The 19,911-nt window shown below is 70.3% G+C and carries 14 protein-coding genes; 4 read left to right on the top strand and 10 right to left on the bottom strand.

Annotation, left to right across the window (positions count from 1 at the left end):
* Positions 1-77 precede the first annotated feature (77 nt).
* Positions 78-1,364, top strand: coding sequence for an ABC transporter substrate-binding protein (locus NON00_RS00470; RefSeq protein ID WP_256016309.1), 1,287 nt, complete (start codon positions 78-80; stop codon positions 1,362-1,364).
* Positions 1,365-1,448: 84 nt separating this feature from the next.
* Here the strand turns inward: NON00_RS00470 and NON00_RS00465 are convergent, their stop codons facing one another.
* The 7 genes from NON00_RS00465 to NON00_RS00435 all read right to left on the bottom strand — a co-directional run bounded on the left by NON00_RS00465 (position 1,449) and on the right by NON00_RS00435 (position 9,257).
* The gene (locus tag NON00_RS00465) at positions 1,449-2,441 is read right to left on the bottom strand and encodes a tripartite tricarboxylate transporter substrate binding protein (RefSeq protein ID WP_256016307.1); all 993 of its coding nucleotides are present in this window, start codon (positions 2,439-2,441) and stop codon (positions 1,449-1,451) included.
* 250 nt (positions 2,442-2,691) lie between these two features.
* Positions 2,692-3,789, bottom strand: coding sequence for an ABC transporter ATP-binding protein (locus tag NON00_RS00460; RefSeq protein WP_256016306.1), 1,098 nt, complete (start codon positions 3,787-3,789; stop codon positions 2,692-2,694).
* 2 nt (positions 3,790-3,791) lie between these two features.
* The gene (locus tag NON00_RS00455; RefSeq protein WP_256016304.1) at positions 3,792-4,706 is read right to left on the bottom strand and encodes an ABC transporter permease subunit; all 915 of its coding nucleotides are present in this window, start codon (positions 4,704-4,706) and stop codon (positions 3,792-3,794) included.
* Between the two features lie 17 nt (positions 4,707-4,723).
* Complete coding sequence (locus tag NON00_RS00450; RefSeq protein ID WP_256016302.1) at positions 4,724-5,608, bottom strand: carbohydrate ABC transporter permease; 885 nt, start codon at positions 5,606-5,608, stop codon at positions 4,724-4,726.
* Positions 5,609-5,680: 72 nt separating this feature from the next.
* On the bottom strand, positions 5,681-7,015 hold the full coding sequence (locus tag NON00_RS00445; protein WP_256016300.1) for an extracellular solute-binding protein: 1,335 nt from the start codon (positions 7,013-7,015) through the stop codon (positions 5,681-5,683).
* 98 nt (positions 7,016-7,113) lie between these two features.
* The gene (locus tag NON00_RS00440) at positions 7,114-8,283 is read right to left on the bottom strand and encodes a diaminopropionate ammonia-lyase (RefSeq protein ID WP_256016297.1); all 1,170 of its coding nucleotides are present in this window, start codon (positions 8,281-8,283) and stop codon (positions 7,114-7,116) included.
* 77 nt (positions 8,284-8,360) lie between these two features.
* Positions 8,361-9,257 carry a polysaccharide deacetylase gene (locus tag NON00_RS00435; RefSeq protein WP_256016295.1) on the bottom strand — a complete coding sequence of 299 codons (897 nt, stop codon included), beginning with the start codon at positions 9,255-9,257 and terminating at the stop codon, positions 8,361-8,363.
* Between the two features lie 134 nt (positions 9,258-9,391).
* Here NON00_RS00435 and rutA point away from each other — a divergent pair, with 134 nt between their 5' ends.
* Both rutA and NON00_RS00425 read left to right on the top strand, forming a co-directional pair.
* The gene (rutA, locus tag NON00_RS00430; RefSeq protein ID WP_256016292.1) at positions 9,392-10,471 is read left to right on the top strand and encodes a pyrimidine utilization protein A; all 1,080 of its coding nucleotides are present in this window, start codon (positions 9,392-9,394) and stop codon (positions 10,469-10,471) included.
* Positions 10,472-10,639: 168 nt separating this feature from the next.
* Positions 10,640-12,061: an amidase gene (locus NON00_RS00425; protein WP_256016290.1), complete on the top strand. Its 1,422-nt coding sequence runs from the start codon at positions 10,640-10,642 to the stop codon at positions 12,059-12,061.
* A gap of 152 nt (positions 12,062-12,213) precedes the next feature.
* Here NON00_RS00425 and NON00_RS00420 read toward each other — a convergent pair whose 3' ends face one another.
* Positions 12,214-14,904 carry a response regulator gene (locus NON00_RS00420; RefSeq protein WP_256016287.1) on the bottom strand — a complete coding sequence of 897 codons (2,691 nt, stop codon included), beginning with the start codon at positions 14,902-14,904 and terminating at the stop codon, positions 12,214-12,216.
* 168 nt (positions 14,905-15,072) lie between these two features.
* On the opposite strand from NON00_RS00420, the gene NON00_RS00415 reads away from it, so the two are divergent.
* The gene (locus NON00_RS00415) at positions 15,073-16,257 is read left to right on the top strand and encodes a M20 family metallopeptidase (RefSeq protein ID WP_256016285.1); all 1,185 of its coding nucleotides are present in this window, start codon (positions 15,073-15,075) and stop codon (positions 16,255-16,257) included.
* A gap of 155 nt (positions 16,258-16,412) precedes the next feature.
* On the opposite strand, the gene NON00_RS00410 is transcribed toward NON00_RS00415, so the two are convergent.
* Positions 16,413-17,987, bottom strand: a complete 1,575-nt coding sequence (locus NON00_RS00410) for a hypothetical protein (protein ID WP_256016283.1) — start codon at positions 17,985-17,987, stop codon at positions 16,413-16,415.
* 117 nt (positions 17,988-18,104) lie between these two features.
* Positions 18,105-19,748, bottom strand: a complete 1,644-nt coding sequence (locus tag NON00_RS00405; RefSeq protein WP_256016279.1) for an NAD(P)/FAD-dependent oxidoreductase — start codon at positions 19,746-19,748, stop codon at positions 18,105-18,107.
* Positions 19,749-19,911: the final 163 nt, after the last annotated feature.

Raw genomic sequence — 19,911 nt, 5'->3', positions numbered from 1 at the left:
TGCGGCCTGGGCTGTGGCAGGGTCGCGAGGGTCGGCGCCCGGCCGCTTCCCGTCAAGCCAAGCACGAGCATGTCACGATGATGCCTCCGTCCGGTTGCGCGGCCGCCACGCTGGCGGGAGTGCGCCACCCCTCGCGGCGGCGCCTGCTGGGCGCCACGGCAGGGCTGGCGATGGCCGCGCGCGCCGGGGCCGCGCTGGCGCAGGCGCGCGCGCCGGGGGCGGAATTGCGGCTCGGCGCCATCTATCCCTTTTCCGGCCCGCTGGCGCTGCTGGGCGATGAAAGCTTCCGCGGCCTGGAACTCGCCGTGGAGGCGCGCAACGAGGCCGGCGGCGTGCAGGGCCGCCCGCTGCGCCTGATGAAGGCCGAGGCCACCGAGGCCAGCCAGGCCAGCGATGCGGTGCGCCGCTTCACCGGGGCGGACAAGGCCGCCGAGAAGGTGGCGGCGCTGTTCGGCAGCTGCGCCTCCCCCCTCTCCTTCGCCGCGACCCAGGCGGCGGAGCTGGTGGGGATGCCTTTCTTCGAGCTGGGCGCCATCGCCGATTCGATCACCACCCGCGGCTTCCGCTACCTGTTCCGCGCCTGCCCGCGCGGCGAGGATTTCGCCGCGCTCGGCCTGCGCGTCGCGCGGGAGCTGCTGCCGGCGCAATGGCAGCAGCCGCTCTCCGGCCTGCGCGCCGCCATCCTGCATGAGGACGGGCTCTACGGGCAGAGCGTCGCCACGGCGCAGGAAGCGGGGCTGCAGGGGCAGGCGGCGCTGCTCGGCCGCTTCGCCTATACGCCGGGCGGGCAGGATCTCGCCGCGCTGCTGCCGCGCCTGCGCGCGGCGGATGTGCAGTTGCTGCTGCACACCGGCCACGCCTCGGAAGTGCTGCTGCTGTTCCGCGCCATGAAGGACCTGGGCTGGCGGCCGCGCATGGTGCTGGGCTCGGGCGGCGGCTACGCGCTGGCCGATACGGCCCAGGCTCTCGGTCCCGCGCTGGAAGGCGTGCTGAATGTCGATGTCCCACCCTATGCCAGCGCCGGCCGCGCCGGCGAGGAGGCCCGGCAGGTGGCCGAGTCCTACCGGCTGAAATACGGCCATGATCCGCGCTCGGCCCATAGCCTCGCCAATTATGCCGGCGCGCGCCTCTTCCTGGAGGCCATGCACCGCGCCGGGGGGATGGAGAAGGAAAGGCTGCGGGCCGCCGTGCTGGCCTTCGAGCTGGACGAGGCCCATGCGCCCTTCGGCTGGCCCGCCGATTTCGACGAGACCGGCCAGAACAGGCGGATGCGCCCGGTGCTGTCCCAATGGCAGGGCGGGCGGCTGGTGGCGGTGCTGCCGGAGAATTTTGCCCTGGCGCGGCCACGCGCCGAAATGGGGTAACAGCGGCCACGCGCCGAAATGGGGTGATCGCGGCCAGGCGCGGCCTGAAAAAAGCCGGGGCGCGGACGCCCCGGCGCAGGGGCATCAATCGGCCTTGATGCCGGCATCCTTGATGATCGGCTCCCACTTGGCCATTTCATCCGTCAGCCATTTCTGCGTGCTGGCCGGGGTGGAATCGCTGCGGGTCTGCATCGTCAGGTCGGCCAGCCTGGCCTGCACCGCCGGCATCGCCATCACCTGGTTGACCGCCTGGTTCATGCGCTGGACGATCGGCTCCGGCGTGCCGGCCGGGGCCAGCACCATGTGCCACGTATAGGCCTCATAGCCCTGCACGCCGGCTTCCTGGAAGGTCGGCAGATCGGGCAGCTGCGGCAGGCGCTGGGCGGAGGAAATCGCCAGCCCCTTCACCTCGCCCCGCTGCACGAAAGGCAGCGCGCTGTTGGCCACATCGAGCATCATCGCCACCGTGCCGTTCAGCAGGTCCGGCATGGCGGCGGCGGAACCGCGATAGGGCACGTGGTTGACCTTCAGCCCGCCCGCCTGCCGCAGGAAAAGCTCGGTCGCCAGATGCAGCGCCGCGCCATTGCCGGTGCTGGCATAGTCATACTTGCCGGGGTTCTTCTTCAGCAGCGCCACCAGCTCGGCCAGATTGCTGACCGGCACCTGCTTGTTGACCATCAGCAGCATCGGGATCACGCCCGTCAGCGCGACGGGGATGAAGTCCTTCACCGGGTCGAAGGGCAGGCTGGGATAGATGGCGCGGATCGCCGCCTGGGCGATGGTGGTGTAGAGGAAGGTATGCCCGTCCTTCGGCGCCTTCGCCACGGCATCGGCGCCCACCACCGTGCCCGCGCCAGAGCGGTTGTCGACGATGACGCGCTGCGGCAACAGCTTCGACAGTTCATCGGCGATCAGCCGGGCCGGGATATCGGTGGGGCCACCGGCCACGAACGGCACCACCAGGCGGATCGGCTGGCTGGGCCAGCTCCCCTGCGCACGCGCCACCGAAGGCAGCAGCGCCGGCATCGCCAGCCCCGCCGCAACAGCCATCACATCGCGCCTGTGAAGCTTCGTCATGATGTCGTTTCCCCAGTCCAAAAATTACCGGGGTTTTATATCCCCCCGGGCCAGGGCTTGGAAGGCACCGCCGCCCGGGGAGCCATCATGGATATGATAAGTATCTGATAATCATCTTCTTTTTCTGAAGAAAAAGAAGCAAAAAGACTTTTTCCAGGCTGCCGCCATCTCCCGTCCAGGCGGGACGCCAAACTGAAAAAAGTTTTTTGGTTCTTTTTTTCAAAAAAGAACGGCTGTCCTGAACTTTCTGTCAGAGCGGGGCGTAATCCAGCGCCGGCTGCGTCTCCCTCTCCAGCGCCAGCCGGCGGCCGGTGACAGGGTCGAAGAGATGCAGCCGTTCCGCCGGCAGATGCAGCCCGGCGCGCCCGCCGCGCGCCGGCGCCGCCTCGGCCGCGGTGTGGAAGGCCATGGCGAGCCCCTCGCCCAGCCGGGCATGCACCAGGGCGGAACTGCCCAGATCCTCCACCATCTCGACCTGCGCGGCGATCTCGCCGGGCTGCACATGCTCCGGCCGGATGCCGAGGGTGACAGCCGCGCTGCCATGCCGCGCACGCCCCGGCAGCGGCAGCACCGGGCCGCCGGCGATGCGCACCGCGCGCCCGCCCTGCACCAGCTCCGCCGGCAGCAGGTTCATCGCCGGGGCACCGATGAAGCCGGCCACGAACAGCGTCGCCGGGCGCTCATAGATCTCGCGCGGGCTGCCCACCTGCTCGACGCGGCCGGCATGCATCACCACCATGTGGTCGGCCAGCGTCATCGCCTCCTGCTGATCATGCGTGACCAGGACGGAAGTGGCGCCCAGCTGCTCATGCAGCCGCCGCAGTTCCAGCCGCATCTGCACGCGCAGCTTGGCATCGAGGTTGGAGAGCGGCTCATCGTAGAGGAACACCTTCGGGCGGCGCACCATGGCGCGGCCCATGGCGACGCGCTGGCGCTGCCCGCCGGAAAGCTGCCCGGGGCGGCGCTCCAGCAGCGCGGAAAGCTCCAGCGCCGCCGCCACCTCCGCCACGCGCGCCTGGCGCTCCGCCTTCGGCAGCCCGGCGACCTTCAGCGGATAGGCGATGTTCTCCGCCACCGTCATATGCGGGTAGAGCGCGTAGTTCTGGAAGACCATGGCGCAGCCACGGTCCTTCGGCTCGCGCTCGTTCATCCGCGTGCCATGGATGAGGAGGTCGCCGCCGGAAATCTCCTCCAGCCCCGCGATCATGCGCAGCAGCGTGGACTTGCCGCAGCCGGAAGGGCCGAGGATGACGACGAAGGCCCCCTCGGGCAGTTCGAGGTCCACGTCATGGATGGCGGTGTTGGCGCCATAGGTCTTGCGGGCCTTGCGGAAGGCAATGGCGGCCATGGTCACTTCTCCGTCTGAACGAGGCCGCGCACGAACCAGCGCTGCATCAGCACCACGATGGCGAGCGGCGGCAGCATGGCCAGCAGCACGCCGGCCATGACGATATTCCATTGCGGCAGCGCGTCGCCGCGCGGCACCATGCGCGAGAGCTGCACCATCACCGTCGCGCGCTCCGGCTCCGTCGTCACCAGCAGGGGCCAGAGATACTGGTTCCAGGCATAGACGAAGAGGATGGTGGCCAGCGCCGCCATGGTGGTGCGCGAGAGCGGCACCAGCACGTCGCGCAGGAAGCGCAGCGGCCCGGCGCCATCCATCTTCGCCGCCTCCACCAGTTCCTCAGGAATGGTGAGGAAGAACTGGCGATAGAGGAAGGTGCCGGTGGCGGTGGCGATCAGCGGCAGGATCAGCCCCGCCGGCGTGTTCAGCATGCGCCATTCCAGGCTGATCTCGATGCCCGTCAGCATCTGCACCAGCGCCGTCAGCCCGGTGGCGTCGAGGATGGCCTGGAAGGGGCGCAGCGCATTGGCGGCCACCGCGTAGGTCGGCACGATGCGCACCTCCAGCGGCAGCATCAGCGTCAGGAAGATGGCCCAGAAGACCAGCATCCGCGCGCGCCACTGGAAGAACACGATGGCGAAGGCGGCCAGCATGGCCAGCACGATCTTGCCGAGCGTGACGCCCACGGCGACGATCAGGCTGGTGGTGAAGCGCGTGGCGAAGCCGCCGCGTGTCCACGCCTCCTGCAGGTTCTCCCACAGATGCGGCCCCGGCAGCCAGTTGATCGGGATGCGGCTGACCCCGGCGAGATCCTGCGTGGCGGCGACGAAGGCGAGCCACACCGGCAGCAGCAGCGCCAGCGCCGAGAGCAGCAGCAGGAGATGGGTGAAGATGTCGAGCAGCGGGCGGCGTTCGACCATGGCGGTGCTCCCTCCCCTCAGCGGTAATGCATCTTCCGCTCGACGAAGCGGAACTGGACGAAGGTGAGCAGCACGACCAGCAGCATCAGGATGATGCTCTGCGCCGCGGCGCCGGAGTAATCGAGGCCCTTGAAGCCATCGGCATAGATCTTGAACACCATGAGGTCGGTGGAGCGCGCCGGGCCGCCATCGGTCATGATGTGGACGAGGCCGAAGCTGTTGGTGAAGCTGTCGGTCAGGTTGATGACCAGCAGGAAGAAGAAGGTGGGGGCCAGCAGGGGCACCTGGATGTCGCGCATGCGGCGCAGCGGGCCGGCGCCATCCATCGCCGCCGCCTCCGTCAACCCGCGCGGGATGGATTGCAGCCCGGCGAGGAAGAAGACGAAGTTATAAGCCACAAGCTGCCACGCCCCGGCGAGGATCAGCATCAGCATGGCGTGCGTGCCGTTCAGCGAGGGGTCCCACAGCCCCGGCATCATCTGGTTCAGCATGCTGAACACGCCCGCGCGCGGGTCGAAGACGAAGCGGAAGATCATGCCGATGGCCGGCGCGGCGATGGCGTAGGGCCAGATCAGCGCGATACGCCAGTGGCGGCTGCCCTTCACCTCGCGGTCCACGAAAAGCGCCAGCAGCAGCGCGGAGCCGATGGCCAGCAGCGAGGTACCGAGCGCGTAGACGATGCTGATGCGCACGGAATGCCAGTAGTGGACGCTGGAAAAGATCTCGGCGAAGTTCTGCCACCCCACCCAGGCGCGGCCGCCGCCCCAGGGCTGTTCCAGCGTGAAGGCCCAGACGAAGGCTTCTCCCGTCGGCCAGTAGAAGAAAACGAAGATGATCAGCAGCTGCGGCAGGACGAGCAGCCAGGGCAGCAGCGGCGTGCGGAAGGTGGCGCGGCGTTCCAACGGGAAACCCTCACAGGGAACGGAAAGAAACCCGCGCCACCCGGAAGGGCGGCGCGGGGCGGGCGTCAGGGATCAGGGCAGCTGGCGGCCGCGATAGGTCTGCTCGAAGCGGCGCAGCAGCTGGTTGCCCTGCGTCTCGATGGCGTCCAGTGCCTGGTCCATCGTCTTCTGCCCGCCGAAGGCCGCCGCCATCTCGTTGGCGTAGAGGGCGCGCACCTGGGTGAAGTTGCCGAGGCGCAGGCCGCGCGAATTCTCGGTGGGCTCGGTGGCCAGCAGCGAGGTCATCGCCACCTCGCGGCCCTGGTTCTGCGGCTGGGCGTAGAAGCCGCCGGCCTTGATCGCGTCATAGCCGCCGCGCGTCACCGGGATGTAGCCGGTGTTCTGCACCATGAAGAGTTCCTGCTGCGGCTGGGCGATGAAGGCCAGGAAGGCCGCGGCCCCCTTGTATTCCGCCGCCGGGCGGCCCTTCAGCACCCAGAGCGAGGCGCCGCCGACCATGCTGTTGGTGCGGTGGTGGCCCGCATAGAGCGGCAGCATGCCCACGCTCCACTCCAGCCCCTGCTTCGCGGTGCGGGTGATGCCGACATGGTTGGCGATGGAGCCCATGATCATCGCGCATTCGCCCTGGGCGAAGGCATTGACCAGCCCGCCGGCCTGCGGCGTGCGCACCTGCACCAGCCCTTCCTTGAACCAGGAGAGCAGGTTGTTGGCATGGCGGCGGAACAGCGCGTTGATCCTGATCTCGGCGTTCAGCCCGCCGAAGCCGTTCTGCTGCGTCGCCATCGGCAGGTTGTGGATGGCGTTGAACTGTTCCCAGTGCTGCCAGGAATCAAAGTCGATGGCGATCGGGCAGGCATGGCCCTGCGCCTTCAGCGCGCGCGCCGCCTTCTCGATGCCCTCCCAGCTCTCCGGCGGGTTCTCCTGGCCCACGGCGCGGTAGGCGCCCTTGTTCCAGTACAGCACAGCGGTGGAGGAGTTGAACGGGAAGCTCAGCATCTCCCCCTTGCTGGTGGCGTAGTAGTTGCCGATCGAGGAGATATAGTTGTCCCACTGCACCTGATAGCCGTTCTCGCTCATCAGCTGCCGGGCCGGCACATACTGGCCGGAGAGCATCAGGTCCGTCGTGCCGACGTCATAGACCTGCACGATGGTCGGGTGCTCATTGGCGCGGAAGGCGGCGATGGTGTTCTGCAGCGCCTGCGCGTAATCGCCCTGGCCGGTGCAGACGATCTCGTACTGGGTCTGCGCCTCGTTGAAGTTCTTGCAGTAGGACTGCATCACCTCGCCGAGCTGGCCCGTCAGGCCATACCACCAGGTGAAGCGCTGGCGCTGCTGCGCCTCGGCATTCTGCGCGCCGAGCGTCAGCGCCAGGCCCGTGGCCAGCGCCGTGATGGCGATCTTCCGCATGAAGGGTCCCCCGATTGTCCCGTTGGCGCGGCAGGGCCGCACCGGTCGGGCGGGGGATTAACCCTCAGCGATGACGCCAGCTTGACGCTTGCGTGACACTACGGAGACAGCGCGCCGACAAGGCGTGCATAGAGATCCGGATCGGTCGCGCCCTCGGTGCCAAAGAGCAGCACGCGGCTGCCGGCATCGAGGCCGAGCGCCGCGCGCGCCGCCGCATCCCCGGCGGCCAGCAGCAGCCCGGCGAGGCCCGCCACCGCGCTCTCCCCCGCCACCACGCGCGGGGCGCGCCGCGCCAGCAGCCGCATGGCATCCACCGCCGACTCATCAGGCACGGCCATGAAGGCGAAGGCGGCGCGCTCCAGCTCCTGCCAGGCGAGCAGGCTCGGCTCACCGCAGGCGAGGCCGGCCATCAGCGTGTCCAGCGCGCCCCCCACCGCCACCGGCGCACCGGCGCGGGCACTGGCCAGCAGGCAGGCGGCGCGCTCCGGCTCCACCACCACCAGCCGCACCCCCGGCGGGCATTGCGCGCGCAGCTGCACGGAAACGGCCGCCGCCACGCCCCCCACGCCGCCCTGCACGAAGACATGCGTGGGCGGCTCCGGCAGCGCCGCCAGCGCCTCCCGCGCCATCAGGCGGTAACCCTGCATCACGTCGCGCGGCACCTCGGTATAGCCGGGGTAGGAGGTGTCGGAGACGACGAACCAGCCCTCCCGCGCCGCCACCGCCGCCGCCTCGCGCACCGCGTCGTCGTAATGGCCGGGCACCACGCGGATCTCGGCGCCATAGGCGGCGATGGCGGCGCGCCGCCCGGCGCTGACATGCTCATGCACGAAGATGACGCAGCGCGCGCCGAAGCGCTGCGCCCCCCAGGCGACCGAGCGGCCGTGATTGCCATCCGTGGCGCAGGTGACGGTGATGGCGGCGGTGGCTTCGGCATGGGCGCCGGCCAGCAGATCGGCCACACGGGCGGCGGGCGCCACGCCACGCCGCGCCAGCTCCGCCACCAGCAGCCGCGCCACCGCATAGGCCCCGCCCAGCGCCTTGAAGCTGCCCAGGCCGAAGCGCCCGGCCTCGTCCTTGTAGTGGACCGCGGCAACACCGGCGGCGGCGGCGACATCGGGCAGGGCGAGCAGCGGTGTCTCGGCATAGCCGGGCCAGGATGCAATCTCCGCCGCGGCACGGCGGAAGCCGCCCTCGGGAAGGACAACCACGCCCGGAATGCCCTGGCCGGGGTTGGGGAAACAGGCGAAGGGGCGCTGGGGAATCATGCTGGGCGCTTTCGGAAGCCAGAACTGGAAAAAAGAGTCCGGGGGAAGGAATTCCCCCGGGCCCCCTTCTCTTTCTGTCAGTTGGGGGATTGCGCCTTGCACCAGCGCGCCAGCTCGGCATGCGTGCAGAACCACACATCGCCATGCATCTTGATATGCTCCACCAGGCGGTCCAGCAGGGCAATACGGCTGCGATGGCCAATCACATGCGGATGCATCGTCAGCAGGAAAGTGCCGCCCTCCGCATAGGCGCCATCGAACTCGGCCTTGAAGATCTCCTCCACGGCCGAAGGCGCGGTGTAGGGGCGCAGGGCCGAGAAACGCAGCATGTTGAAATACACGGCATCATCGCGGATCCACTCGGGCGGCAGCTCGACAATGCCCGTCGGCTCGCCATCGGCCAGCAGCTCGTAAGGCTCGTCATCGGCCATCAGGCTGCTGTCATACAGCAGGCCCATCTCGCGGATGATCGACATCGTGTCCACCGAGAAATCCCAGCTCGCCGTGCGGATGCCCACCGGGCGCTGGCCGGAGACCTTTTCCAGCGTGTCGGCGGCGCGCAGCGTCAGCTCGCGCTCCTTGCCCGGCGGCAGCGTGGTGTTGGCCTCATGGATCCAGGAATGGATGCCGATCTCATGCCCCTCCGCCGCCACGGCCCGCACCTCCTCCGGGTGCAGCAGGGCGGAGACGGCGGGGTAGAAGAAACTGGCCCGCACGCCATGCTGCTCCAGCAGGCGGCGGATGCGCGGCACGCCCTGCCGCGCGCCATACTGGCCCTGGCTGATGCGCATCGGGCTTTCATCCGCATCGCGCAGCGGAATGGTCTCATGGTCCGCGTCGAAGGACAGCGCCACGGCACAGCGCGCGCCCCCCGGCCAGCTCCTGGGCGAAAGGCTGCGCCCGGCATAGGCACGCCCGACAATGCGGCGCCACTCGGCTTCCTCCCATTCCCAGGGCTTGGCGGCATCGGTCATCGCGCATCTCCTCCGGCAGGCTGATTCGGCCGGCAGTCTGCCCCCCACGCCCCGCCCCGCCAAGACATCCCCCTCCTGGCGCGGCGTTTGCATAACGGTTCTCCATCGCAACAGGCCAGGGAGTGCCTTTCCCCATGGATGTCGGCGTCTTCATTCCCATCAACAACAATGGCTGGCTGATTTCGGAGAATGCTCCGCAATACATGCCGAGCTTCGATCTGAACCGGCAGATCGTGCAGAAGGCCGAGGGCTATGGCCTCGACTTCGCCCTCTCCATGATCAAGCTGCACGGCTTCGGCGGAAAGACGCAGTTCTGGGACCACGGGCTGGAAAGCTTCACCCTGATGGCCGGCCTCGCCGCCGTCACCAAGCGCATCCGCCTCTACGCCTCCACCGCCGTGCTGACCCTGCCGCCCGCCATCGTCGCCCGCATGGCCGTCACCATCGACAGCATCTCCGGCGGCCGCTTCGGCGTGAACATCGTCTCCGGCTGGCAGCGCAACGAATACAGCCAGATGGGCCTCTGGCCGGGCGAGGCGCATTTCGCCCACCGCTATGACTACAGCACCGAATATGTGCAGGTGATGCGCGAACTCTGGTCGCAGGGCGTCTCCGACTTCAAGGGGACCTATTTCCAGATGGATGCCTGCAAGCTCAGCCCGCCGCCCCAGGCCCCCGTCAAGATCGTCGCCGCCGGGCAGAGCGAGCGCGGCATGGAATTCGCAGCACAGCATGCCGACTATAATTTCTGCCTCGGCCAGGGGGTGAACCAGCCCACCCTCGCCGCCCCCATCCCCGCCCGCATGGCGGAGGTGGCGAAGCAGGCCGGGCGCGATGTCGGCTCCTACATGCTCTACATGGTCATCGCCGAGGAGACGGACGAAGCCGCCTGGGCCAAATGGGAGCACTACGTGGCCGGTGCCGACCAGGGCGCCCTCGCCTGGCTCAACGCCAAGACCAGCGAGGACACCAAGGCCAGCGACAGCTCCACCGCCCGCGCCATGGTGCGCGGCCCCTCGCCCATCAATTTCAACATGGGCACGCTCGTCGGCTCCCATGCCAGCGTCGCGCGCATGCTGGACGAGGCCGCCGCCATGCCGGGCGTGAAGGGCATCATGCTGACCTTCGACGACTTCCTGGCCGGCCTCGACAAGTTCGGGCAGCGCATCCAGCCGCTGATGGAAAGCCGCGCCCACCTGCTCGCGGCCGCCTGACCCCTCCTCCTGGCGGGCGCCGCGACCGCCGCCACCCGGCCTCCCGCCGGGTGGCGGCCCCCCCCTCTCTCCCCCCTGCCCTGGCATTCGCGCGCCGGGCGGGGCAAGTTGGCGGCCTGTGGTGGCCGCCCTGCCGCCGCCCCTCCTGATGCTTGAGAAGATCCGCGGATGTCCGAGACCGATCCCGCCCTGATGACGGCGGAGCAGCTCCTCGCCCTCTATGCCAGCCGGCGCCTCTCCCCGGTCGAGGCCTTGCAGGCGGTGCTGGAGCGCGTGGCGCGCAACAACCAGTGGGTCAACGCCTTCGCCATGCTGAACCCGCGCGCCCTGGCCCAGGCCGGCGAGTCCGAGGCCCGCTGGGCCGCCGGCCGCCCCATGGGCCCGCTGGACGGCGTGCCGGTGACGGTGAAGGACCTGCTGAACGTCCAGGGCATGCCCACCCGCCGCGGCAGCAAGACCACCGACAGCACCCCCGCCACCGAGGACGCCCCGGCCGTGATCGGCCTGAAGGCCGCCGGCGCCGTCATCCTGGGCAAGACCACCACCACCGAATTCGGCTGGAAGACGCCGGGGGACAGCCCGCTGCACGGCATCACCCGCAACCCGTGGAACTCGCAGCGCACCGTGGGCGGCTCCTCCTCCGGCGCGGGGGCGGCGGGCGCGGCGGGCTTCGGCCCGCTCCATGTCGGCACCGATGCCGGCGGCTCCATCCGCATCCCCGCCGCCTATTGCGGGCTGGTCGGGCTGAAGCCGACCTATGGCCGCATCCCGCAATGGCCGCACAGCGCCTTCGGCCAGGTCTCCTGCGCCGGGCCGATGACGCGCAGCGTGCGCGACGCCGCCCTGATGATGACGGCCATGGCCCAGCCCGACATCCGCGACCCCTATTGCGTCCATGAGCCGCCGCGCGACTGGCGCGAGGGCATCGAGGAGGGCGTGGCCGGGCTGCGCGTCGCCGTGGTGCGCCGCCTGGGCTACGCGCCCCCGATCGACGCCGAGGGCGAGGCGGCAGTGCTGGCGGCGGCGCAGGTGCTCTCCCGCCACGGCGCCATCGTCGAGGATGCGGACCCGGAACTGCCGGACACCCGCCACATCTTCGGCCGCGTCTGGGGCGTGGCGCTGGCGCGGATGGTCCACACCATGCCGGCGGAGAAGCGCGCCCTGCTGGACAAGGGGCTGGAGGAAGTGGCGGAGCGCGAGGGCGGCATGTCCGCCATCGACTTCCTGGGCGCCGAGGCGCTGCGCACCGAGGCGGCGCACGCCATGGCCCGCTTCCACCTGAAATACGACCTGGTGCTCTGCCCCACCACGCCCACCGCCGCCTTCGACGCCGATGCGCCGACGCTGAAGCCCACCGAGGCGCTGTGGCGCGACTGGGCGCCCTGGACCTTCACCTTCAACCTGACGCGCCAGCCCGCCATCACCGTGCCCTTCGGCCTGGATGAAGAGAATATGCCGCGTGGCGTGCAGCTCGCCGCGGCGCAGCTGCGCGACGACCTGTGCTTCCGCGCCGCCCGCGTGCTGGAGAAGGCCATCGCCGCCCAGGCGCCCAGGCCCGAGCCGCAGGCCTGCGCGCATCATCATCACTGAAGCTCTGGGGAGGCTCCGCCTCCCCAGAACCCTCCGCCGGGGTGGCGCGGCCACCCCGGACCCCGCGATCAGAAAGTGCCAGCGGATGGCGGGGTCCGGGGGGACCCTGTCCCCCCGGCGGGGGTGGGGGGGCAGCGCCCCCCCCAAAGCTCTCAGGCCGCCTTCACCCGCTCCCGCAGCCCGCGCAGCGCGTCCTCCAGCTGCATCATGGCGAAGGGCTTGGCCAGGAAGCCCATCCCCTCCCGCAATTCGGGCGGGATCTCCACCGAGCTTTCGGCATGGCCGCTGGCCAGCAGCACCGGCAACCCCGGGCAGCGCCGCCGCGCCTCCACCGCCAGCGCCACGCCATCCATCCCCGGCAGGCTGAGATCGGTGATCAGCACCGCAGGCGGCGGATTCGTGGCCATCCAGGCCAGGGCGCGGTCTGCCCGCCCGGCCTCCACCACCTGAAAGCCCAGCATCTCCACCATCTGCACCAGGTTCATGAGGATCAGCGGGTCATCCTCCACCACCAGGGCCACGCTGCCCTCCGGCCAGCCGGCGCCCTGGCCCCCGCCCTCCGGCTGCGGCGCGGCCAGGGCCGATGAGGCGCCGGCAGGCAGCGGGGCCGCCACGGCATCGCCACGCCGCCGCGCCGCGCCGGGCCGCGCCGGGCCCAGCGCCCGCCGCACCTGCCGCGCCAGTTCCTCCCGGCGATAGGGCTTGCTCAGAAGCTGCACTTCCCGGTCCAGCCGCCCGTCATGGATGATGGCATTGGCGGTATAGCCAGAGGTGTAGATCACCTTCATCCCCGGCAGCTGGCCCTGGGCGCGGCGCACCATCTCCCGCGTCGGCAGCGGGCCGGGCATCACCACATCGGTGAACAGGAGATCCACCTGCACGCCGCTCGACACCACCGTCAGCGCGGCCTCGGCATTCTCGGCGCGCAGCACGCGGTATCCCAGATCCTGCAGCATCTCCACCACGGCCTCCCGCACCTCCGCGTCATCCTCGACCACCAGCACCGTCTCCGTCCCGCCCATCACGGGGCCGGGCACCCCGCCACCCGGCACCTCCTCCGCGGCGAGGGAGCGGGGCAGGTAGAGCTTCACCGTCGTACCCTGCCCCGGCTCGCTGTAAATCTTCAGATGGCCGCCGGATTGCTTCACAAAGCCGTAGACCTGCGACAGGCCAAGCCCCGTGCCCCGCCCCTCCCCCTTGGTGGTGAAGAAGGGCTCATAGGCGCGCGCCGCCACCTCGGGCGTCATGCCGCTGCCGGTGTCGCTCACCGCGATCATCACATAGGAGCCCGGCTCCACCTCCAGATGCGCGCCGGCATAGTCCTGGTCGAGCACGCTGTTGCCGACCTCGATGGTCAGCTTGCCGCCCTCCGGCATGGCATCGCGCGCATTCAGCGCCAGGTTGAGCAGCGCGTTCTCCAGCTGGCCGGGGTCCACCAGCGCGTTCCATTGCCCGGCCGCCACCACCGCCTCCACCGCGATGCGCTCGCCCAGGGTGCGGCGCAGCAGGTCCGCCATGTCCTGCACCAGCCGGCCGGGGTTGAGCACGCGCGGGTCCAGCGGCTGGCGCCGGGCGAAGGCCAGCAGCTGCGCCGTCAGCCGCGCCCCGCGCGCCAGGGCCGAGATGGCATGCCCGAGATAGCGCCGCACCGGATGATCCGGCCCGAGGTCGCGCCCCATCAGGTCCAGATTGGCGCTGACCACCTGGAGCAGGTTGTTGAAGTCATGCGCCACGCCGCCGGTGAGCTGGCCCACCGCCTCCATCTTCTGGCTCTGGCGCAGCAGCGCCTCCGCCTCCACCCGCCGCGTGACATCGAGGCAGGAGAGCACGAAGCCACCATCCGGCATCGGGTTGCGGTAGAGTTCCAGCTCTCGCCCGGCATGGCCCAGCGGCAGCCGCGCCCCGGTGCCGGCCGGGCCGCGCAGCGTGTCCGGCGCCTCCAGCACCGGCACGCCACGCCGGCGGTCGATGGCCAGGAAGGCCGAATAGGGCGTGCCCGGCCGCGCCAGCGCCTGCGGGAAATCCAGCAGATCGAAGAAGCGCAGGTTGCAGGCCACCAGCTGCCCGGCAGCGTCGAAGCTGGCGATGCCGTCCTGGATGTGGTCCAGCGTCGCCTGCAGCACGGCGCCATTGGCGGCCAGCGCCGCCTCCGCCCGGCGCAGCCGCGCATTGCCGCGCAGCACCAGCCAGGCGCCCCCCGCCAGCAGCGCCAGCGCCAGCCCCATGCCACCCAGCGCCAGCAGCAGGTTGCGGTCATCCGCGCGCTCCGCCGCATCCAGGGAGCGACGCAGGCCGCTGGCCTGCTCGGCCAGGATCTCCTCCAGCAGGGCGCGGATTTCCTGCATCACCTGCCGGCCACGGTCGGTCTGCACCCGGGCGCGGGCAGCCTCGGTGCCCTCGGCGCGGGCCAGCGCCAGGGTGGCGGCCAGCTCGGCCATCTTCTCGGCCACCAGCCGCTCCAGCCGCTCCAGCCGCGCCGCCCGCGCGGCCAGATTGGCCGGCGGGCCGCCGCCGCCCGGGCTGGGAATGCCAAGGCTGCTGCTGGCAAGCAGGCCGCGCAGCCGCGCCAGGGCGGCCGGCACCTGCACCAGCGCCCCCTCGTAAGGCGCCAGATAGCTCTCCTGCCCGGTCAGGATGAAGCCGCGCTGCCCCGTCTCCGCATCCAGCACGGCAGAGAGCAGGCTGCGCGCCGCCTCGCCCAGCCGGAAGCCCTGCACCACCGCGCCACGCTCGGCGCGCAGTTCAGCCGAAAGCTGCCACGCCACCAGCAACCCACCCGACATGCCGAGCAAGGTGAGCGCCGTGATCACGACATGCCATTGGCGGCGCAGCGTCCTTGGCATCGCCCCGTCCCCGCACCCGTCGTTGCGGCTCTGGTTTAACCCGCCCGCCACGCCGGCGCCATGCCTCCCGCCCAGCGGGCTTTTTCCGGCCGGGCTTTTTCCAGCCAGCCTTTTCCTGGCGCGGCGGATCGGCCACCCTGCCGGCCGCAACAGACCGGATCACCGCGCATGACCACCCCCGAAAGCCGCATCACCGCCTGGCTCGCCACCCAGCAGGAGGCCATGCTGGCCGAGCTGGAAGCCATGGTGAACATCGATGGCGGCAGCTACGACAAGGCCGGCGTCGATGCGGTGGGCCAGCGGGTGAAGGAGTTCTGCGCCCGCTTCGACATCCCCGTCGAGACCATCCCCGGCGAGAAGCATGGCGACTGCCTGCGCGCCCTGGTCGGCGGCGAGGACGGCGCGGGGGCCAGCGGCAATGCCCGCACCAACATCGTGCTGATGGGCCACCGCGACACCGTCTTCCCCAAGGGCGAGCCGGAACGCCGCCCCTTCCGCATCGAGAACGGCATCGCCACCGGCCCCGGCGTCTGCGACATGAAGGCGGGGCTGGTGCAGAACCTCTTCGTCCTCGCCGCCTTCCGGCAGTTCGGCGGCGCGCCGGGGCCGCTGGTCGGGCTCTTCACCGGGGATGAGGAAATCGGCTCGCCCGAGGGCCGCCCGGTGATCGAGGCCGAGGCCCGCCGCGCCCGCGTCGTCTTCAACTCCGAGCCGGGGCGGCCCACCGGCGCCGTCGTCACCGGGCGCAAGGGCGGCGTCTTCATGGTGATGGACATCACCGGCAAGGCCGCCCATTCCGGCGGCAATTTCGAGGCCGGCATCAGCGCCATCGAGGAACTCGCCCGCAAGATCCAGGCGATCCACGCGCTGACCGACATCCCGCGCGGAATCACCCTCAATGTCGGGCTGGTCTCGGGCGGGCAGAGCGTCAACACCGTGGCGCCCTGGGCCCAGGGGCAGATCGACCTGCGCTACATCCACCCCGAAGACCGCGACGACATCATGGCCCGCATCGAGGCCATCATCGCCCAGAGCTTCGTCCCCGGCACCCGCGCCACGCTGACCATCCGCGGCGAATTCCTGCCGCTGGCGCGGAATCCGGGGACGGAGGCGGTCTTCGCCGCCTATCAGGCCGCCGCCGCCGAAAGCGGCTTCGCGACCATGGGGGAATTCGCCGGCGGCTGCGCCGATAGCGGCTTCACCGCGGCCCTGGGCGCGCCCACCCTCTGCGCCGTCGGGCCGGTGGGCGGCAAGGCCCATAGCCCGGAGGAATATCTGGAGGTCGCCAGCTTCGTGCCGCGCGCCCAGGCCCTGGCACGCGCCATCCTGAAGCTGGATGCGGCGGGGATATAAGGAGGTAAGTCTTTGAAGAACTTCTTTTTCTGAAGAAAAAGAAGCAAAAAGACTGTTCCAGGCTGCCGCCCTCTCCCGGCAAGGCGGGACGCCAGACTGAGGGCGGGGTCTGGGGGGACCCTGTCCCCCCAGCGGGGTCCGGGGCAGCGCCCCGGCTAGCCCAGCCCCGCCGGGTCGCCACACCCCTCGCCCTGGCGGCGATAGATCTGCAACCCATCCACCGTGCCGATCTGCCGGTAGCGCGCCCAGACGGCGGCGAAGCCCGCATTGGCCTGGGAGAGGATGGCGGGGTAGTTCAGCGATTCGCCGCGCCGGTCCACCACCACGAGGTCCGGGCAGCCCTCCATGAAGTCCTGCACCACCCAGTGGCGGATCGGCCATTCATCCGGCGCCACGCCATCCTTGCGCGAACGCCAGATCTCGCCGCGCAGCGCCCACATCGAGTCGAAGCGCGAGGCCCAGGTGACATTGGTGTTGTTCACCACCGGGAAGCCCAGCCCGATCCACTCGGAGAAGGCCATGTAGCTGCGCACCTTCTCGCGCTTGATCAGCCGCTCCAGCCGCACCTCGGTGCTGAGGTCCGGCTCTACCGCCAGGACCAGGCGCTCATACAGGCGGCCGGAAGTCTGCTGCGCGTAGAGCGCCAGCGGCAGCACGGCCAGCGCCAGCAGCGCGCCGCGCCAGCGCAGCGTGGCACCGCGCCGCAGCAGCACATCCGCGCACCAAAAGACCAGCGCGAAGGTCACCGCCATCAGCGCCGGAATGCGGTGGTAGAACCAGTTCTTGCCATCGAGGAACATGGCCAGGGTGGCGGCGGCGGCGAAGGCCGTCAGCACCAGCATCACCCCCGAGGCGGCGCCGCCGCGGTCCGTGCGCAGCGTCAGCACCGCGCAGGCGGCGAGGCCGAGCAGCAGCATCCAGGACTCGGCGGCCAGCGCCAGCAGCCCGGTATCCGTGCCGCCATAGAGCGTCAGCGCCAGCGGCACCGCGCGTTCCACGAAGGCGGGGACGAAGAGGATGACGCTGCCGAGATAGAGCGCCGCCGCCAGCCCGGCCACCACCGGCCCGAGGCGGATGCGGAAGCCGCGATGCAGCCAGCCCGCCAGCTCGATGGCGCCAAGGCAGAGGATGTAGCGCGGCTTCAGCGCGCAGCCGAGCCCGGCCAGCACGCCGCTGCCCACCACCATGCCGCGCGAGACCGGCAGCCCCTCCAGCATCCGCACCAGCACCGCCAGATGCGGCAGCACGGCGATGATGAGGAGATGCTCGCGCTGGCCGAACTCCACCCCCGGCATCACCAGCAGCACGCAGGCGATGGCGGCGAAGACGGCCGGCCGCCGCTCAAAGACCGGGGAGACGCCGCGCAGCAGCCCGGCGCTGGTCCAGGCCGAGCCGAGCGCCGCGGCGGCGATCAGCGGCAGCGCCACCTGCTTGGCCGAGAGCCCGAACAGATCCCCGAGCATCACCGGCAGGGCGCTGAGCCAGATGATCAGCGGCGGATTGACCTCGACGAGGTCGATATAGAGCTCCTGCCCCAGCAGCCATTGCCGGGCCACCCAGAGCAGCCAGGCGAGGTCGTCCTTCATCGGCGAGCGCAGCAGCGCGAACAGCACGACGCTGAGCGTCAGCGCCACGATGCCGAAGCAGATGGCCGCCTGCCGCGTGCCATCGCGCAGCAGGCGGTGACCGGGCGCCACACCCTGCGGCGCCCCTGGGAAGCTGAAGCTCAAGCGTACCCCCTCATCCCCGGCTGGAAAGCCGTCCTGGCCGAGGTTCCCCTCTCATTCTGGTGAGAATGAGGCAAAACGACCGGCAAGGCGAGACGTTCCGCGAGCGCCGCACGTGTCTCACGCCACCCGCCGGGGCGTCTCCTCCAGGCCGAGCAGGCTGCGCGCCACCGCCTCCGCCATCTTGATGCCATCCACCCCGGCGGAGAGGATGCCGCCGGCATAGCCCGCCCCCTCCCCGGCCGGGAACAGGCCGCGGGTGTTCAGGCTCTGCCCATCCGCGCCCCGCTTGATGCGGATGGGGGAGGAGGTGCGCGTCTCCACCCCCGTCATCACCGCATCCGGCCGGGCGAAGCCCTTGATCTGCCGGTCGAAGGCCGGCAGGGCCTCGCGGATGGCCTCGACCACGAAGGCGGGCATGAAGGCGGCGAGGTCGGTGGGGGTGACGCCCGGCTTGTAGCTCGGCGCCACATCGCCGAGGCTGGTCGAGGGGCGGCCGGCCAGGAAATCCCCCACCGTCTGCGCCGGGGCTCGATAGTCGCCGCCCCCGGCGACGAAGGCCGCCTCCTCCAGCCGGCGCTGGAAATCGACACCGGCCAGGACATGCTCCGGATAGTCGCGCTCCGGGTCGATGCCGACGACGATGGCGGCATTGGCGTTGCGCTCGGCGCGCTGGTACTGGCTCATGCCATTGGTGACGACGCGCCCCGGCTCGCTGGTGGCGGCCACCACCGTGCCGCCCGGGCACATGCAGAAGCTGTAGACGGAGCGGTTGTTCCGCCCGTGATGCACCAGCTTATAGTCGGCGGCCCCCAGTTCCCGGTGGCCGGCGAAGGGGCCGAAGCGGCACTCGTTGATCATGCGCTGCGGGTGCTCGATGCGGAAGCCGACGGAGAAGGGCTTGGCCTCCATATAGACCCCGCGGTCGCGCAGCACCGCGAAGGTGTCGCGCGCGCTGTGGCCGATGGCCAGCACCACATGGTCCGACTCGATCACCGTGCCATCGGCCAGGGCCACGCCGCGGATCTGCCGCGCGCCATCCGCCGCCGTCTCCACCAGGAAATCCGTCACGCGGCTGCTGAAGCGGTATTCGCCGCCCAGGCGCTCGATCTCGGCGCGCATGTGCTCGACCATCTGCACCAGGCGGAAGGTGCCGATATGCGGCTTGGAGAGGGTGAGGATCTCCTCCGGCGCCCCGGCCTTGACGAATTCCTCCATCACCTTGCGGCCGTGGTGGTGGGGGTCCTTGATCTGGCTGTAGAGCTTGCCGTCCGAGAAGGTGCCGGCCCCGCCCTCACCGAACTGGACATTGGATTCGGGGTTCAGCTCGGAGCGGCGCCACAGGCCCCAGGTGTCCTTGGTGCGCTCGCGCACCGCCTTGCCACGCTCCAGGATGATGGGGCGGAAGCCCATCTGCGCCAGCACCAGCGCGGCCAGCAGCCCGCACGGCCCGGCGCCGATCACCAGCGGGCGGCGCGTGAAGCCCTCCGGCGCGTGGCCGACGAAGCGGTAGCGCATATCCGGCGTCGGGTTCACATGCGGGTCGTCGCGGAAGCGGCGCAGCACCGCGCCCTCGTCCCGCAGGGTGACATCCAGCGAGTAGATGAAATGGATGGCGTGCTTCTTCCGGGCGTCATAGCCCCGGCGGAAGACCTCCACCGCCAGGAGATCGGCCTCGGGGATGTGCAGGCGGTCCAGCACCACCTGCCGCAGCGCCTCCGGCGCATGGTCCAGGGGCAGCTTCAGCTCGGTCAGTCGCAGCATCGGGGGGTTTCTATCCACCAGGGGAGCGATGCGGCGCCTATAGCGCGCCCCGGGCGCGGGATTCCAGGGGAGGCTTTGCCTCCCCTGACCCCTCCACCGGGGTAGCACGGCCACCCCAAATCTTCCCTTGGGGCCCCCGCGAACAGAAGGCGGGGTCCGGGGG

Origin of the sequence: Roseomonas sp. GC11, from assembly GCF_024437745.1 — a bacterium.
Classification (GTDB): domain Bacteria; phylum Pseudomonadota; class Alphaproteobacteria; order Acetobacterales; family Acetobacteraceae; genus Pseudoroseomonas.
Note: the sequence above shows the minus strand (reverse complement) of the source record. Positions and strands in the feature narration are given on the sequence as shown.